At 58.1% G+C, this 16042-nt stretch carries 16 protein-coding genes; 10 read left to right on the top strand and 6 right to left on the bottom strand.

Annotated elements, in window-relative coordinates; translation table 11 throughout:
* Window positions 1–9 precede the first annotated feature (9 nt).
* The 8 genes from ACR0D7_RS11600 (at window position 10) to ACR0D7_RS11565 (ending at window position 8049) form a co-directional block, all read left to right on the top strand.
* The gene (locus tag ACR0D7_RS11600; protein ID WP_480679151.1) at window positions 10–996 is read left to right on the top strand and encodes a branched-chain amino acid ABC transporter permease; all 987 of its coding nucleotides are present in this window, start codon (window positions 10–12) and stop codon (window positions 994–996) included.
* 2 nt (window positions 997–998) lie between these two features.
* Window positions 999–1256, top strand: a complete 258-nt coding sequence (locus ACR0D7_RS11595) for a hypothetical protein (protein ID WP_170571044.1) — start codon at window positions 999–1001, stop codon at window positions 1254–1256.
* A 3-nt stretch (window positions 1257–1259) separates the two neighbouring features.
* Entirely contained in the window at window positions 1260–2336 is a 1077-nt protein-coding gene (locus ACR0D7_RS11590) for a branched-chain amino acid ABC transporter permease (RefSeq protein ID WP_480679150.1), read from the top strand.
* 73 nt (window positions 2337–2409) lie between these two features.
* Complete coding sequence (locus ACR0D7_RS11585) at window positions 2410–3693, top strand: ABC transporter substrate-binding protein (protein ID WP_480679149.1); 1284 nt, start codon at window positions 2410–2412, stop codon at window positions 3691–3693.
* 64 nt (window positions 3694–3757) lie between these two features.
* Complete coding sequence (locus ACR0D7_RS11580) at window positions 3758–4591, top strand: ABC transporter ATP-binding protein (protein ID WP_170382215.1); 834 nt, start codon at window positions 3758–3760, stop codon at window positions 4589–4591.
* Window positions 4592–4610: 19 nt separating this feature from the next.
* A complete protein-coding gene (locus ACR0D7_RS11575) occupies window positions 4611–5834 on the top strand; it encodes a phenylacetate--CoA ligase family protein (protein WP_480679148.1) in 1224 nt (407 codons plus the stop codon).
* Between the two features lie 123 nt (window positions 5835–5957).
* Window positions 5958–7622, top strand: a complete 1665-nt coding sequence (locus ACR0D7_RS11570) for an ABC transporter permease (RefSeq protein WP_480679147.1) — start codon at window positions 5958–5960, stop codon at window positions 7620–7622.
* Between the two features lie 76 nt (window positions 7623–7698).
* Window positions 7699–8049, top strand: coding sequence for a DUF2794 domain-containing protein (locus tag ACR0D7_RS11565; protein WP_170382213.1), 351 nt, complete (start codon window positions 7699–7701; stop codon window positions 8047–8049).
* Here the strand turns inward: ACR0D7_RS11565 and ACR0D7_RS11560 are convergent.
* The 3 genes from ACR0D7_RS11560 to ACR0D7_RS11550 all read right to left on the bottom strand — a co-directional run bounded on the left by ACR0D7_RS11560 (window position 8046) and on the right by ACR0D7_RS11550 (window position 10615).
* Window positions 8046–8783, bottom strand: a complete 738-nt coding sequence (locus ACR0D7_RS11560) for an NlpC/P60 family protein (protein WP_480679146.1) — start codon at window positions 8781–8783, stop codon at window positions 8046–8048. The genes ACR0D7_RS11565 and ACR0D7_RS11560 overlap by 4 nt on opposite strands.
* Entirely contained in the window at window positions 8780–10162 is a 1383-nt protein-coding gene (locus ACR0D7_RS11555; protein ID WP_480679145.1) for a leucyl aminopeptidase family protein, read from the bottom strand. Before ACR0D7_RS11555 ends, ACR0D7_RS11560 begins: the two co-directional genes overlap by 4 nt.
* Before the next feature lie 63 nt (window positions 10163–10225).
* Complete coding sequence (locus ACR0D7_RS11550; RefSeq protein ID WP_480679144.1) at window positions 10226–10615, bottom strand: hypothetical protein; 390 nt, start codon at window positions 10613–10615, stop codon at window positions 10226–10228.
* Window positions 10616–10759: 144 nt separating this feature from the next.
* On the opposite strand from ACR0D7_RS11550, the gene ACR0D7_RS11545 reads away from it, so the two are divergent.
* Entirely contained in the window at window positions 10760–11233 is a 474-nt protein-coding gene (locus tag ACR0D7_RS11545) for a phosphoribosyl-AMP cyclohydrolase (protein ID WP_480679143.1), read from the top strand.
* A gap of 95 nt (window positions 11234–11328) precedes the next feature.
* Here ACR0D7_RS11545 and ACR0D7_RS11540 read toward each other — a convergent pair whose 3' ends face one another.
* The 3 genes from ACR0D7_RS11540 to ACR0D7_RS11530 all read right to left on the bottom strand — a co-directional run bounded on the left by ACR0D7_RS11540 (window position 11329) and on the right by ACR0D7_RS11530 (window position 14695).
* Window positions 11329–12351, bottom strand: coding sequence for an aspartate-semialdehyde dehydrogenase (locus ACR0D7_RS11540; RefSeq protein WP_170571070.1), 1023 nt, complete (start codon window positions 12349–12351; stop codon window positions 11329–11331).
* Between the two features lie 113 nt (window positions 12352–12464).
* A complete protein-coding gene (locus ACR0D7_RS11535; protein ID WP_480679142.1) occupies window positions 12465–13502 on the bottom strand; it encodes a glycosyltransferase family 4 protein in 1038 nt (345 codons plus the stop codon).
* Between the two features lie 20 nt (window positions 13503–13522).
* The gene (locus ACR0D7_RS11530; RefSeq protein ID WP_480679141.1) at window positions 13523–14695 is read right to left on the bottom strand and encodes an MFS transporter; all 1173 of its coding nucleotides are present in this window, start codon (window positions 14693–14695) and stop codon (window positions 13523–13525) included.
* A gap of 141 nt (window positions 14696–14836) precedes the next feature.
* Between ACR0D7_RS11530 and ACR0D7_RS11525 the strand changes: the two genes are divergently transcribed.
* Entirely contained in the window at window positions 14837–15979 is a 1143-nt protein-coding gene (locus tag ACR0D7_RS11525) for a DUF3095 domain-containing protein (RefSeq protein WP_480679140.1), read from the top strand.
* Window positions 15980–16042 lie beyond the last annotated feature (63 nt).

Below are 16042 nucleotides of genomic sequence, written 5' to 3'. Positions count from 1 at the left end.
GCGGCGCAGATGCCTGAACAACTCGTATTCGCGATGGAGGTTTTCCTCAACGGTCTGATGGCAGGCGTGCTCTATGCGCTGGTCGCATTGGGCTTTGTTCTGATCTACAAGGCCTCGGGGATTTTCAACTATGCGCAAGGGGTTATGGCCCTGTTCGCGGCAATGACCTTGGTGGGGATCATGAATGGGCAGGTGCCGTTCGCCCATCTGATCAACGCAACCTTCGGGACGCATATCCATTATTTCGGGTGGAATGTGCCTGCCCTGTTGGCGATCTTGCTGACCATGGGGGTCATGGTGCTTCTGGCCTGGGCGGTGCAGCGGTTCGTCATGCGGCATCTGGTCGGGCAGGAACCAATCATCCTGTTCATGGCCACCATCGGTCTGGCCTATTTCCTTGAGGGCGTGGCCGACCTGATGTGGGGGTCCGAGATCAAGACGTTGGATGTAGGTCTGCCGCAGGGGATCAATCTGTGGATTGATGAGAGCACGTTCAACATCTTCGGCTACGGTTTCTTTATCGACAACCTGGACATCGTGGCAACGATTATCGCGGCGTTACTGGTGGCCGGATTGGTCGCGTTCAGCCAGTACACCAAACAGGGTCGGGCAATGCGCGCCGTGGCGGATGACCATCAGGCGGCGCTGTCGGTGGGCATATCTCTGAACTTCATCTGGATCATGGTCTGGTCGGTGGCCGGGTTTGTCGCGCTGGTCGCGGGTATCATGTGGGGCACCAAATCGGGCGTGCAGTTCTCGCTGTCGCTGATTGCCCTCAAAGCGCTGCCAGTGCTTATGCTGGGCGGGTTTACTTCGATCCCCGGTGCAATCGTTGGCGGGCTGATAATCGGCGTGGGTGAGAAGCTGTTCGAGTTCGCTATTGGCCCGATGGTGGGCGGCGCGACCGAAAACTGGTTTGCTTATGTTCTGGCGTTGATCTTCCTGGTGTTCCGGCCCCAAGGTCTCTTCGGTGAGAAAATTATCGAAAGGGTTTAGGCGTGAAGAAACTGATCGCCATCATCAACGTCGTCGCGTGGGCCGGGTTCTGGGCCTTTGGCTATATCGCCATCACCTCGGACGATCTGAGTGAAAGTCAGTTAGTCGTGGCCGCGATCCTCGCCTTTGCAGGGCTGGTCACAGGTGTTCTGGCCTACATGAAACTGGTGCGTGGATCTGAGGCGAGTGGATACGCCAAAGGGTCCAACCAACTAAATACCGAGGCCCGGAACCGGGCGCAGGAAGAGTGGGAGAAGTAAGGCATGTTCTACCGTGAGGCCGGGGATTTCAAAACCTCCTACGTCGATGACAACCAAACCTTCCCGATCAAGTTCGACCGGTATCGGTACTATGTCGTACTGGCAGTGGCAATTGGGATCATACCGTTCCTCATCAACGATTATTGGGCGAATGCGCTGTTGTTGCCGTTCCTGATCTATGCAATCGCGGCGATCGGTCTGAATATCCTTGTTGGTTATTGCGGGCAGGTCTCGCTGGGGACCGGTGGGTTCATGGCCGTGGGGGCCTATGCCTGTTACAAGCTGATGACGGCCTTCCCGGATGTAAGCATGTTCATCCACGTGATTTTGGCGGGCGGGATCACCGCCATCGTCGGTGTTCTGTTCGGTTTGCCGAGCTTGCGGATCAAGGGGTTCTATCTGGCCGTGGCGACGCTGGCGGCGCAGTTCTTTCTGGTGTGGTTGTTCAACAGGGTGCCGTGGTTTTACAACTACTCGGCCTCGGGTCAGATCAACGCGCCCGAGCGCGATGTGTTCGGTATCATCATTACCGGTCCGAATGCCCCGGCATGGGCGACCTACCTGTTCTGCCTGATCTTCCTGACCATCTGCGCCATCATCGCCCGCAATCTGACGCGTGGCACAACGGGCCGTACATGGATGGCGATCCGCGACATGGACATTGCCGCCGAGATCATCGGGGTGAACCCACTGAAGGCCAAGCTTACTGCCTTTGCCGTCAGCTCGTTCTTTGTTGGTATCGCAGGCGCGCTGTTCTTTGCGGTCTATCTGGGCGCGGTCGAGGTCGGAGAAGTATTCGGCATCCAAAAATCGTTCCTGGTGCTGTTCATGATCATTATAGGCGGATTAGGGTCTATTTTTGGATCGTTCGCTGGTGCAGCGTTCCTGGTTCTGCTGCCGGTGGTGTTGAAGGTGACAGGCGTCGATCTTCTGGGCTGGCCGACCGATATCGTTGCGCATCTGCAGTTGGTCATCGTTGGCGCGCTGATCATCATGTTCCTGATCCTTGAACCCCACGGCTTGGCACAGTTGTGGCGCGTCGCAAAAGAGAAACTCAGACTCTGGCCATTCCCGCACTAAGGGGCAGGCCCAATCAGATAACGGGTGTGAAACCCGACCCCACCATCGGATCAATCAAGGGAGGAAACACCCGATGAACAAGACACTGGCAACCATGGCGCTGGGCGCCCTTATGGCGGCAGGCCCGGCACTGGCGGATCTGGTGATCCCGGACCTCAGCTATCGTACCGGCCCATATGCTGCGGGCGGCATCCCGTTCTCGGATGGCTATAACGATTATTTCACCCTGCTGAACGAGCGCGACGGCGGCATTGGCGGCGCTCCGATCCGTGTGATCGAGTGCGAGACCGGCTACAACACTGAAAAAGGTGTCGAATGCTACGAGTCCACCAAGGGTGAGGGCGCGCTGGTGTATCAGCCTTTGTCGACTGGTATCACCTATCAGCTGATCCCAAAAGTGACCGCAGACAACATCCCGTTGCACACGATGGGTTATGGCCGGACCTCGGCGGCGAACGGCACCGTGTTCAGCCATGTCTTCAACTACCCGGCGAACTACTGGAACGGCGCATCGGGCGCGATCAACTATCTGCTTGATGAAAACGGAGGCGATCTGAGCGGCAAGAAAATCGCGCTGATCTACCACAACTCGGCCTATGGCAAAGAGCCGATCCGGACGCTTGAAAACCTGTCCGAAAAGCATGGTTATGAGCTGGCTCTGCTGCCTGTCGACCATCCAGGGCAGGAACAAAAATCGCAATGGCTGCAGATCCGCCGTGACAAGCCCGACTATGTGATCATGTGGGGCTGGGGTGTGATGAACCAGGTTGCAGTTCAAGAGGCCGCCAATATCCGCTTCCCGATGGAGAACTTCATTGGTGTCTGGTGGTCTGGCGCTGAGTTTGATGTGGAACCGGCTGGTGAAAAAGCCAATGGCTACAAGGCGCTGACATTCACCGGCCTGGGTATGGATTATCCGGTTTATGACGATCTGCAGAAATATGTTGTCGATGCAGGCAAAGCTGCGGGCGCTGGTGATCAGTTGGGTGCCGTCCAGTACAACCGTGGCCTCTATGCCGCGATGCTGGCGTCTGAGGCGATCAAGACCGCGCAGGAAATACATGGTACGGCTGACATCACCGCAGCCATGATGCGTGATGGCATGGAGGCGCTGGAAATGACCAACGCCAAGATGGATGCGCTGGGCATGGCCGGTTTCGGGCCAGAGTTCACGGTTTCCTGTGAGAACCATGGCGGCCCCGGGCTGGTTGGTGTGGTCCAGTGGGACGCGTCTGCCAAAACCTGGAACACTGTGCAGGACTTCAAGCCGACCGATGCCGAGGTGATTGGTGCGCTGATCGACGAAGACTCGGCGGCCTATGCAGCGGAAAACAACATCGAACCGCGCTGTAACTAAAGCAATCGCGGGGCGGCGGCGCACCGCCGTCCCCAATCCCACACTCGCATGAGGACACGCGCTGATGCTGGATGCGGCCCAAACCACCGAAGTTCAGGCGGAAACCCTGCTTGAGGTCAACAATATCGAGGTAATCTACAATCACGTGATCCTCGTGCTGAAAGGCGTAAGCCTAACAGTGCCCAAAGGCGGAATTACTGCGTTGCTTGGCGGCAATGGGGCAGGCAAGACGACAACGCTAAAGGCTGTGTCAAACCTTCTGCATTCCGAACGTGGTGAGGTTACCAAAGGCTCGATCAAGTATCGTGGCGTCAGCGTACATGAAAGTGACCCTGCCGATCTGGTGGAAAAGGGCGTCATCCAGGTGATGGAAGGCCGCCACTGTTTCGAACACCTGACGGTTGAGGAAAACCTGCTGACGGGGGCCTATACCCGCAAGGACGGCAACGCAGCTATCCAGCAGGATCTGGAGCTTGTGTATACTTACTTCCCGCGCCTGAAAGAACGCCGCCGATCGCAGGCAGGCTATACCTCGGGTGGGGAACAGCAGATGGTTGCCATGGGACGAGCGTTGATGTCTCGGCCCGAGACGATCCTGCTGGACGAACCTTCTATGGGGCTGGCTCCGCAGTTGGTCGAAGAGATTTTCGGCATCGTGAAAGACCTGAACGAGAAAGAAGGTGTGTCTTTCTTGCTGGCCGAACAGAACACCAATGTGGCCCTAAGGTTCGCGCATTACGGCTATATTCTCGAGTCGGGCCGCGTCGTGATGGACGGCCCGGCGGCTGATCTGCGCGAGAACCCGGATGTGAAAGAGTTCTATTTGGGAATGTCCGACGAAGGGCGCAAAAGCTTCCGCGACGTGCGTTCATATCGCCGCCGTAAGAGGTGGCTGTAAGCGGATGGAGGATCAGGTCATGACGACGACATATTACGACGCGCTTGAGACCCGTTCAGCCGACCAGCGCGCCTCTGACCAGGCGCAAGCGCTGCGCATTCAGTTGGCGCGGGCGCATGCCGCACCGGGTTTTGCGGCGCATCTGGCCGGGGCCGATATTGATGCAATTGCCTCGGTTGAAGACCTGGTGAAACTACCGGTGCTACGCAAATCTGATCTGGCGCAGGCTCAAGCAAAGCGTCCCCCGTTCGGCGGATTTACAGTGAAACCGGCGCGGCATTTTCACCACGTATTCCAATCCCCCGGCCCGATTTATGAGCCCGGCAGCACCGATCCCGACTGGTGGCGCATGGGACGGTTCCTGCATGCTGCAGGTGTTGGGCCGGGCGATATTGTCCACAACTGTTTCGGTTACCATCTGACGCCTGCGGGCATGATCTTCGAAAGCGGCGCGCGGGCCGTTGGTGCCGCCGTTTTACCTGCCGGCACCGGTCAGACCGAATTGCAGGTGACGGGAGCGCGGGATGTGGGATGTACGTCCTATGCGGGCACTCCGGACTATCTGAAGGTCATTCTGGACAAGGCTGATGAGATGGGTGTGGCTTTGCAATTCGCCTCGGCGGTCGTGGGCGGGGGCGCGCTGTTCCCGTCTCTGCGACAGGAATATGCCGACCGGGGTATTTCCTGCCTGCAATGTTATGCCACTGCTGATCTCGGCAATGTCGCCTATGAAAGCCCCGCTATGGAGGGAATGATCATCGACGAGCATGTGATTGTCGAGATCGTCACCCCAGGCACCGGCACCCCGGTCGCGCCGGGCGAGGTGGGTGAGGTCGTTGTGACATCGCTCAACCCCGACTATCCGCTGATCCGTTTCGCAACGGGTGATCTGTCGGCTGTCATGCCGGGACAGTCGCCCTGTGGGCGCACCAATCTGCGGATCAAAGGCTGGATGGGCCGGGCCGACCAGACCACCAAGATCAAGGGCATGTTCGTGCGCCCCGAGCAGGTGGCTGCTTTGGTCGATAAACACGAAGAAATTGTCAAAGCCCGCGTCATCGCTGCCCGACAAGGGGAAATGGACATAATGACCGTCCAGATCGAAAGCCCGAGCGGCGACAACACGGCATATGCCAAATCCGTGGTTGAGGTGCTGAAACTCAAGGGCGCGATCGAGGTCGTGGCTCCGGGTTCTTTGCCCAAGGACGGGTTGGTAATTGAGGATCAGCGCGTTTACGAATGATCCTGCACAAACATCTCTGCGGCAGTATGTGCCGCAGAATTGTTTGCCTGACCACTGGTGTTTCTTAGCATTTTAGTCGATTAAAGGCGGAACCTGCGCCTTAGCCTGTCACACACCGGAAACATGGCCGAAATCGAATACTCAGAACACGGAACGCGCAATCGGGGCGTTTTTGGCACCCGGTTGGTAGCAACTGTTGCCTTTGTGGTTGCAGGTGCCTGTCTGCTTCCGATGGTTGCTGTGGTTCTTGCCGCGGTCACGGGTGGGACCGAAACAATTTCACATCTTCTGGATACGGTTCTGCCCAGCTATGCGCTGACCACGCTGATCCTGGTGGTATTGGTGGCGCTTGGTACGTTGTTTCTCGGGGTGGGTGCGGCGTGGCTGGTGACGATGACCCGGTTTCCGGGTGTCCGGTTTCTTGAGATCGCCCTGGTATTACCTTTGGCCTTCCCCGCCTATGTTCTGGCCTATGCCTACACGTTCATTCTGGATCATCCCGGTATCGTCCAGACCACCCTGCGCGACCTGACCGGCTGGGGCCCGCGCGACTATTGGTTCCCCGAGATCCGCTCGACTGAGGGTGCAGCGGTGATGCTGATCCTCGTGCTGTATCCATATGTCTACCTGCTGGCCCGTGCGGCGTTCCTGCAGCAAAGCGCAACGGCCTTTCTGGCGGCGCGTGCGCTGGGCAAAAGCCCATGGCTGGCCTTCTGGCACGTTTCGCTACCGATGGCGCGCCCGGCAATTGCTGGGGGTGTCCTGCTCGCCATCATGGAAACCATCGCCGATTTTGGCACCGTGGCCTATTTCGGCGTTCAGACCTTTGCCACCGGCATATACACAAGCTGGTTTTCGATCGGAGATCGCGCCGCCGCCGCGCAGTTGGCTCTGTGCCTGTTGGGCTTTGCGCTTTTGCTGGCGGTTATCGAACGTACCCGACGTGGCAAGGCGAAATATTACCAGGCTGGCAAAAGCCATGCCTCGTTGCCAGCGACACCCTTAAAGGGTTGGCTCGCGGTTGGCGGATTTACCCTTTGTGCCATTCCGGTGCTGTTGGGCTTTTTGCTGCCGGTCTTCATTCTGATCCAGATGGGGATGGAATCAGAACAGAACCTGCTGTCGCGGCGCTATATTGGTTTCATCCGAAATTCGCTGACGCTGGCCGGGACAGCAGCCGTGGTCACTGTATTTGCGGCAATATGCGTGGGGTTTTTTCAACGTTTGCGCCCGGGGCGTGGGTCATCGACCGCCGGATACATCGCGCGGCTGGGCTATGCTGTTCCGGGTGGCGTGATTGCAGTAGGCCTGATGGTGCCCTTTGCCAGTTTCGACAATGCGCTGGATGCATGGATGCGGCAGACCTTCGATGTTTCGACCGGACTGCTGGTAACGGGTTCGATCTGGTTGCTTATTGCAGCCTATATGGTGCGATTTCTGGCCGCCGCCCTCAGCGCCTATGAAGGTGGCCAGAGCACGGTGCATGTAAACATGGACGCTGCTGCCCGGTCTTTGGGTCAGACCCCTTTGGGTACCCTGCGCCGGGTTCATCTGCCGATCCTGACGCCCTCGCTTCTGACGGCGTTGCTGATCGTCTTTGTCGACGTGATGAAAGAGCTGCCCGCCACCCTGATCATGCGGCCATTTAATTTTGATACGCTGGCGGTGCAGGCCTTTCGGCTTGCCTCGGATGAGCGGCTTGAAGGCGCTGCCGTGCCCTCGCTGGTCATTCTGGCGGTAGGACTGCTGCCGGTGATACTGATCTGTCATCAGGTCAGGCGGCGTTAGCACACGTCGAACCAAAATATCACACCCTTGTGTGCTCGGGCTTGATTTAAACGCGTTTTCCGGCAAGGCTGAGGGTATGAACATGCAGCCTCCCAGTCGGTTTTCTGCAAACTCGGCCCAGATGCCCGTCGCGTTTAACCGGCACGAGATGTCCCATATTCTATCCGTCTATGGCAGGATGGTCGCCGCCGGAGAATGGCGCGATTACGGAATTTCCAACCTGCGGGATATGGCAGTTTTCTCTATCTTTCGGCGCACGGCAGAGCATCCGATATACCGAGTCGAAAAACACCCGCGCCTACGCCAAAGGCAGGGTATGTATTCCGTGATCGGCATGGACGGGCGCATTCTCAAACGCGGTCACGATCTGCGCACAGTCCTGAGGGTGCTGGAACGCAAGCTGATCCGCTCAGTTGACCTAGATTAGAGCCTTTTATGCGAAGTGACAGGCCCGTCGCCCTGATCCAGAATGCGTGCGATTGCCTGATCCATCGGCTCGAATGTCACATCCATGTGATAGGCATTGGCGTGCAACAGCATATTCTCATCGTAGACCCAAGCCACGTGGCCTTTCCAAAATAGTAGATCACCGTGCTTTGGTTCCGTTCCCGCGGGCAAAGCTTCGCCCAGTTCACGTTCCTGATCGCCGCTGTCACCGGGGCAGGGAAGGCCACAGGCCAATAGCCCCACCTGCACAAGGCCCGAACAATCCAGCCCGAACCGGCTGTTGCCACCCCACAGATAGGGCGTACCCAGAAACAGCTCGGCCACAGCGACCGGGTCGGTCAGATGAGTGGCGTTGAGCTTGGCGTGGACCGAGGGGATGAACCCCAGTTCGGTCTCCAGGAACCTGTCCTGTTCGGACAGAACCTGCACCCGGCTGCCGAAACTTAGCGAAACCTGGTCCGGGCTTTTCATATCTGGTTGCGCGTAAGCATGGGTCGCGGGGGCTGTGACCCAGTGGGTGTCGGGGACCGGAGCCCCCAGTTGTTCCGACGCCACCCAGCCGGTGTAGCCGTCCTTGTCAGCGGTCACGTGGCTCCAACCATTCTGGGTTTCGTCAACTTTGACCGTGTCGCCGTACAAAAGCTGCCGGTCCCGCGGGCCATCGGGGTTGCGCAGCAAATCGGCAAGGGGATTTATGACGCGCTGTCGGGTCATAGGCCCAGTATCTCGGGAAGAGCTGTCAAAAGCGCACGTGGGCCTTGGCCGAGGCCCCCTTTGCTGCGGCCCGGTGCTTTGCTGGGTTGCCAGGAATAGATGTCGAAATGCATGTAGCGACTATCGCCGACAAACCGGCGCAGGAAAAGGGCTGCGGTGATCGACCCGGCGAACCCACCCGAGGGCGCGTTGTCCAAGTCAGCGATGCCCGGTTCGATCATGGCCTCATAGGGTTGATGGAAGGGTAGCCGCCAAACCGGATCGGCCGCCTGCCGGCCCGCCCGCGCCAAGGCATCGGCGGCGTTGTCATCATCGGTATAAAACGGTGCCAGATCGGGGCCGACGGCCACCCGTGCCGCGCCAGTCAGCGTGGCCATTGAGATCACCAAATCAGGGTCGCCCTCATCCGCTAGTGTCAGCGCATCGGCCAGTACCAGCCGCCCTTCGGCATCAGTGTTGTTGATCTCGACCGTCAGTCCCTTGCGCGAAGTCAGGATGTCGCCGGGCCGAAATGCGTTTCCGGCCACCGAGTTTTCAACTGCCGGGATCAGAACCCTCAGTTGCAGTGGCAGCTTCAGCGCCATGATCATTTGCGCCAGACCCAGCACATTGGCTGATCCGCCCATATCCTTTTTCATCAGTGCCATCGAATTGCCGGGCTTCAAGTTCAACCCGCCTGTGTCAAAGCAGACCCCTTTACCAACCAACGTCAGCTTGGGGCCTGAACGGCCCCAATTCAGTTCAATAAGGCGTGGTTCCTGCGCGGCGGCACGCCCAACGGCATGGATCATTGGAAAGTTCTGATCCAGCAAGGCCTGCCCCTTGATCACATTGCACGTTGCGTCGAATTCCTGTGCCAGCGCTTCGGCAGCGGCCTGCAGCTGATCTGGCCCCATATCCGCAGTAGGCGTGTTGACCAGATCGCGTGTCAGAGCCTCGGCCCGCGCCAAAACCTCGATCCGCGTGGCATCGATACCCTCGGGCGCGACCAGACGGGCTTTGGCCGGAGTTTGCTTGGCATAACGATCAAAAGCATAGCCCGTCAGCAGCCAGCCCAGACATTCGGTCGCCAGCACTTCATCGGGTATGCCTGATGCGATGTGATAGGCACCGTCAGGCAGGGTCTCGGCAACGCTGGCCAGCGGAAACCTCTTGCGCGCGCGGCCTGCAGGTTTGCCGTAACCCGCTACTGCAAACTCTGGTACACCATCCGATCCAGGTAGCAGCGCCACCTGACCCAGTGCCGCGGTAAAGCCGCTGGCTTTTAGCCATTTCGCCACCATTTCCGGTTGGCCTTCCAGCCAATCATCCAGATCAGATTGCGCAATCACGTGCAGCGGCAGCGACGGGTCTGAGGGCGAAGCGAAGGACAGGGTCATGGATATCTCGGCTGGTTCAAATTGCGCACAGCCTAGCCTGCCATGCCTTGTCCGCAAGCCCTGTCAGACAGAAAGATCCTGCTGATCCCAAATCACTGTCAGCGATTTCTCACCGACCCGGATCAGGCGCGAAAGCGTTGAACCGGTTGCCACCGCATCGCCCGCATCCACCGAATTTGCCACATCCCCGGCCACGCGGGCCAGTGCGACCATGCCGATCTGCTCGGCAATTGCCACCAGGGACCGCGCACATTTACGCAACCCTATCCAGTCGCGCGCCCGCCAGAAGCGTTCGCAGTTTGACAGTCGCACCGCAAGTTCCTCGATCGTGCGGCACAGCACGTCCAACGCGTTCTTGTCGCCCAGTTGCCGGTACAGCCCGTTTAACTGATCCGGGTCCAGACGGACGGTTTCTTTGTGTTCAAGCGTGAGTATCTTATCCACCACATTCACCCCAATTCATTACACCCCCACGGCGTAGACTGACTTAGACGGGGAATTCCTTTGCAAAACCTTGCATTCGCGCAGGATAATCACTCGAATTTTCCGTGAATTCAGGCTAGAGCAGCCCCCAGCGAACAAATCAGGGAAACGACCATGCCAATTACCACCGATGACCTAGCCGCTGCCCGTAATGCCTGGGGTGAAGGGTTGATCGCCATCTCAAAAGCATTTGAAACGGGTGGTATCGATGCAGCCCGTCCGGTTGCCGAAGATGTGCTGGACGCTGCCTATGGCTATAATTTGGGCCCGGTGCTTTTCAAGCCGACCATGGCCTCGGGGGATCAGACCTTTCGCCCGACGCGTCACGGCGCACTTGCCTATTTTGTTGGCCATGATGCCGACTATCCGCTGGACGGCGGTTTCGGGATCAAAGGGTGGCGAGCGATGGAAAGCGTGACATCTGCCACTTTTGTCGAAGGTGATGTCGCCATGTGGATGGGCGCAGTCATACTCACGGACAAGGATGGCAACGTCACGCAAGTCGACAAGAGCTTTGGCTACAAGAAAGACCCCGAAGGCGTGCTGCGCATCGTGTTGCACCACTCATCCTTGCCCTATCAGCCGTAACTCAGGACGAAGCAGAGAATTTGTTGGAAATTCTACCCAAACAAAAAACCCCGCCGAATGCGCGGCGGGGTTTCAAAGAATTCTGATCCCAGAACTCAACCTTTTTTCAGAACCTCACGGCCCAGCAGTTCGGCGATCTGGACGGCGTTCAGGGCGGCACCCTTGCGCAGGTTGTCCGAGACGCACCACAGGTTGATGCCGTTCTCAACGGTCGAGTCCTGACGGATACGGCTGATGAACGTGGCAAAATCGCCCGCGCATTCAACCGGCGAGACGTAGCCACCGGGTTCGCGCTTGTCGATCACCATGATGCCCGGTGCCTCGCGCAGGATGTCGCGGGCTTCGTCTTCGTCCAGGAATTCCTCGAACTCGATATTCACGGCCTCGGAGTGACCGACGAAGACCGGAACGCGGACGCAGGTTGCGGTGACCTTGATCGACGGATCGACGATCTTTTTGGTTTCCACAACCATCTTCCACTCTTCCTTGGTCGAACCGTCTTCCATGAAGACGTCGATCTGCGGAATGACGTTGAAGGCGATCTGTTTCTGGAACTTGTTCGGTGGAACGTCCGTGGTGGGGTTGTAGACCGCCTTGGTCTGATCCCACAGCTCGTCCATGCCTTCTTTCCCGGCACCCGAAACCGACTGATACGTCGACACGACAACGCGCTTGATCTTGGCGCGGTCATGCAGCGGCTTGAGCGCGACAACCATCTGGGCGGTCGAGCAGTTGGGGTTCGCAATGATGTTCTTGTTCTTGTAGTCGTGAATCGCCTGAGGGTTGCATTCCGGCACGATCAGAGGAATGTCCGGGTCATAGCGATACAGCGACGAGTTATCGATCACCACGCAGCCAGCCTCGGCCGCCTTGGGGGCGTAAACCTTGGTTGCGTCCGAACCGATGGCAAACAGCGCCATGTCCCAGCCGGTAAAGTCGAAAGTGTCGATGTCCTGGGTCGTCAATGTCTTGTCGCCAAAGCTTACTTCGGTACCCAGCGAACGACGGCTTGCCAGCACGGCAAGTTCATCGACCGGGAACTGACGTTCCGCCAGGATGTTCAGCATTTCGCGGCCCACGTTACCTGTGGCGCCGGCGACAACGACGCGATAGCCCATTTCATGTCTCCAATGTTAAGGACGCGCGTTCATAGCCGCGTTGCAGCAAAGAAAAAAGGGCTTTCGGTCCCAATTTCCAAGATTAACGACGAATTGACACGGATCAGCGTGCCTTAAACCGGGTTCAGCAAGGACCGATAGACTTTTACGATGGCTTTGGCTTCGCCCTCGATTCGAAAATTCTGCTCGACATGGGCGCGGGCAGCCTTGCCCGCTGCTGCCAGTTGGGCAGGATCGTCCAGCATTTGGTCCAGCGCATCAGCCAGTGCCGGGGCGTTGTCCTTTTCGACGAGGCGGCCCGTCTCTCCATCTTTGATCTGGGCGCTAAAGGCACCGACGTTGTGGCAAGCAATCGCAGGCACGCCCGAGGCCATCGCTTCCAGCGGGGTAAGTCCAAAGCCTTCGTGGCGCGCAGGGGCAACGAAGAGATCTAGCGACCGATAGGTTTCGACAATCTCGTCCCAGGGCCGCTCTCCAAGAAAATGCACCCGATCCCCAAGACCGGCCGCTTGCAGCTTTTGTTCCTGTTCGCTCTGAAAGCTTTCGAATTCAGAAGCGGTGCGACCGGTGAATACGATGTTGGCGTCGGGATGGGACGGCAGCACTTTGATCGCGGCATCCACCAACAGATCGACCCCTTTCTGCGGGCGGATACGGCCGAAACAGCCGATCAGGGTTCCACCGGGCAGGCCCAGCTTGTCGCGTAACGCTTGCTTGTCTTCGGCAGGGTGAAACAGTTCTGTGTTCACGCCGTGCATAATGACGGTCGACGGGTGCTGCAGGAATGAGGCCGCTTGCGGCGTTGTGGCGATCAGCGCATCCATTTTCGAGATCAACCATTTCGTGAACCCGGAATGGTCCCTCTGTGCCGCTGAAGTGAACAACAGTTTCAGGTTCCGGCGCAGGATGTGCCGAAGGAACAGGCCCATCAGCATTTCGGTATTTCGGCGCGCGTGCCAGACCCGCAGTTTCCTGTTTGGCAGGAACGGAACTTTGATCAGTCTGATATGCGGCAGATCATCCGGCAGGCCGGGACCCGTGGCGACAATACCGATCATCTCTTTTTGGATCGGCAACAGGCGGATAACGGTCGTGGTTACCCCTGACAGGCTGTGTTTCAGGTTTGGCGCGATCACCTCGATATCCTGCACAGCACTCTCCATAGATGGTGTCAGTCCACATTGTCTCGGCTGAATAGATAAATCAGGCAACCAATGGCAAGGGTGACCGCGAAAAAGCCGAATATCGCTGTGTAGGGTGCGGTTGGGCTGATGTCCACCGTGGCCGCGTGTATGCGACCGGTGACGAATTGCGCAAGCCCAACCCCACCCACGCCGAACAGGTTCAGAAGGGTCACTCCGCGTCCGACCAGATGCGGGGGAATGAAGGCGCGCCCATGGGCCATGATGACCGGGAAAGCCGCGCCGGTAAAGCCGATCACAGCCAGCAACAGAACCGACAGCCAGACCGCATTGTCGATCCACAGAATCATTAACATCAGCGCCGCAAGGCTCAGCACATTGCCACCGAATATGACCCATTTTCGGGTTCCCAGAATGCGATCCAACGGCCCGTAGGCAAAGGTTCCTGCGATCATCGCAGCCCCCATCACAAGCGTCGCCTGCCCGATTTGCGCCGTGTCGAGCGTAAAGATGTCCTGCAAATAGGGTCCGGCCCATAGCCCCCGCAGCGCGCCTGAGGGCGCATAGGCCACCAACATCAGTGGCAGGATCGTCCACAGTGCAGGTTCTTTCAGCAGGTCCAATACCGAACCTTTGTGTTCGGTCTCAACTCGTTTGGGGTCATGCACCGTTGCCAAGATACCCAGTGCAATCGCACCCGAAACCAAGGCCAGAACCCACATCGTCGCTCGCCAGCCAATCCACTCGACGGCCAGCGCTGTGGGATAAGAGGCAACCAGATTGCCCACCGACCCGACCCCCAGCATCACGGCGGCCAGCGTTGCAAAGCGCGCAGGTGGGTATTCGCGTGCAAAAATGTAGTAGGACGCCATCAGAACCGGAGAGCACCCGATCCCGATCAGCGCCATGGCGATAGCGATGTGAAACGGTGTGCTGGCCGCAGCAAACAGCGCCGCACCACCAGCCCCGCCAACCAGTAGTAATACCGTCGCAGTCAGGCGTGGCCCAACCCGGTCCAATGCCCAACCTACGGGCAATTGCATGGCGGCAAAGATCAGAAACCAAAGGCCCGAGGCAAAGGCCAGATCCTCGGGCGTGGCGCCGATATCGCGACCCAGATCCACGCTAAGCACGGCCAGAAAAGCGCGAAAAAATTGGCTGAGCACATAGCCCAGACACAAAACCACCAGACCTGCTTTCATGAAACGCTCTTTCCCGTCAATCAGTGCTGAAAGGATTGGCACGGCGCGATGCCTCACACAAGCGCGTGTGTTATACTGTTTTTACCGGACAGCGTTCACATTCGAGCTATTTGAAAAGCTAACTATAATCCCGAGGTGCCGATGAAAGACGCCCAGGCCGCATTTTACGAAAGCCTGCCGTTGCAGAAGGACTTCATCCGGCTGGCTGAGCCAGCCCGCTTTGCAGCCGTGCCTGATGACTGGGTTTTGGGTGTAGCTGATATTGTCGAATCCACCGGTGAGATCGCCAAAGGACGCTACAAGACCGTCAACATGGTTGGCGCGGCCGTTATCTCGGCCATGATCAACGCGTTGAAGGGGCAGGGATTTCCTTATGTCTTTGGAGGTGACGGTGCAGGGTTCGCTGTACCTGCGAGCGCAGTCGATACCGCCCGTACAGTATTGGCCGAGCTGCGGCTCTGGGCGGACGAAGAGTTCTCGATCACGTTGCGCGGGGCTTTGGTGCCGGTGTCCGAAATTCGTCTGGCGGGTAAGGATCTGCGCGTGGCACGCTATGCGCCCTCAGACGGGGTCGACTATGCCATGTTCTCGGGGGGCGGTCTTGCCTGGGCCGAAGCGCAGATGAAAGAAGGCCGGTTCGATGTCGCGCCCGCGGAACAAGGTGCGCAGCCTGACCTGACCGGGCTTTCTTGCCGTTGGTCCAACAGTAAGGCGCGGCGTGGGAAGATCATTTCTCTGGTAGTGCAGCCGACGCCGAATGCGACCGAAAGCGATTTTGCCGATTTCGCACAATCCATCTTGTCCGTAGCCGAAAGGTTGGAGCGCGCGGGTCACCCGGTGCCGGAAAACGGCCCGCCGATCAGTTGGCCGCCACCGGATGTGGCGCTTGATGCCCATGTATCGCGGGCCGGGGGCAATCTGTTTTCCCAGAAGTTGAAGCTTTTGGGGCAGAACCTGCTAATTGCATTACTGTTCAAGACCGGCAAGCGGTTGGGGGAATTCGATCCCGGGCACTATAAGCAAATGGTCAGCCGCAATGCCGACTTCCGCAAATTTGATGATGGGTTAAAAATGACGCTGGATTGCGATTTGGCCACGTTGTCGCAGATAAAAATGTTGCTGGAACAGGCGCGCGGTCAGGGCAAGGTCCGATATGGCTTGCATGTGCAGGATGAAGCGATGATGACGTGCTTCGTGCCTTCGGCCACCCGTGATGACCATGTGCATTTTGTTGACGGGGCCTCAGGCGGTTACGCTCAGGCCGCAGCCGTTATGCAGGGTTAGAGAACAGAGACACCAACATCACCTCTAACACCGCTGTTCAGAGCCTGTTTGAACCGCTTCCCT

It is taken from the genome of Ruegeria sp. BB7 (assembly GCF_056539365.1).
The sequence above is the reverse complement of the archived record's forward strand: the minus strand, read 5'-3'. Positions and strand labels throughout refer to the sequence as shown.

Bases quoted from the DNA above. Each gene is read 5' to 3' on its own strand.
- ACR0D7_RS11555 (WP_480679145.1), bottom strand. From the start codon at position 10,162: ATGACCCTGTCCTTCGCTTCGCCCTCAGACCCGTCGCTGCCGCTGCAC.
- ACR0D7_RS11600 (WP_480679151.1), top strand. From the start codon at position 10: ATGCCTGAACAACTCGTATTCGCGATGGAGGTTTTCCTCAACGGTCTG.
- ACR0D7_RS11575 (WP_480679148.1), top strand. From the start codon at position 4,611: ATGACGACGACATATTACGACGCGCTTGAGACCCGTTCAGCCGACCAG.
- ACR0D7_RS11560 (WP_480679146.1), bottom strand. From the start codon at position 8,783: ATGACCCGACAGCGCGTCATAAATCCCCTTGCCGATTTGCTGCGCAAC.
- ACR0D7_RS11540 (WP_170571070.1), bottom strand. From the start codon at position 12,351: ATGGGCTATCGCGTCGTTGTCGCCGGCGCCACAGGTAACGTGGGCCGC.
- ACR0D7_RS11565 (WP_170382213.1), top strand. From the start codon at position 7,699: ATGAACATGCAGCCTCCCAGTCGGTTTTCTGCAAACTCGGCCCAGATG.
- ACR0D7_RS11530 (WP_480679141.1), bottom strand. From the start codon at position 14,695: ATGAAAGCAGGTCTGGTGGTTTTGTGTCTGGGCTATGTGCTCAGCCAA.
- ACR0D7_RS11545 (WP_480679143.1), top strand. From the start codon at position 10,760: ATGCCAATTACCACCGATGACCTAGCCGCTGCCCGTAATGCCTGGGGT.
- ACR0D7_RS11580 (WP_170382215.1), top strand. From the start codon at position 3,758: ATGCTGGATGCGGCCCAAACCACCGAAGTTCAGGCGGAAACCCTGCTT.
- ACR0D7_RS11525 (WP_480679140.1), top strand. From the start codon at position 14,837: ATGAAAGACGCCCAGGCCGCATTTTACGAAAGCCTGCCGTTGCAGAAG.
- ACR0D7_RS11585 (WP_480679149.1), top strand. From the start codon at position 2,410: ATGAACAAGACACTGGCAACCATGGCGCTGGGCGCCCTTATGGCGGCA.
- ACR0D7_RS11570 (WP_480679147.1), top strand. From the start codon at position 5,958: ATGGCCGAAATCGAATACTCAGAACACGGAACGCGCAATCGGGGCGTT.
- ACR0D7_RS11590 (WP_480679150.1), top strand. From the start codon at position 1,260: ATGTTCTACCGTGAGGCCGGGGATTTCAAAACCTCCTACGTCGATGAC.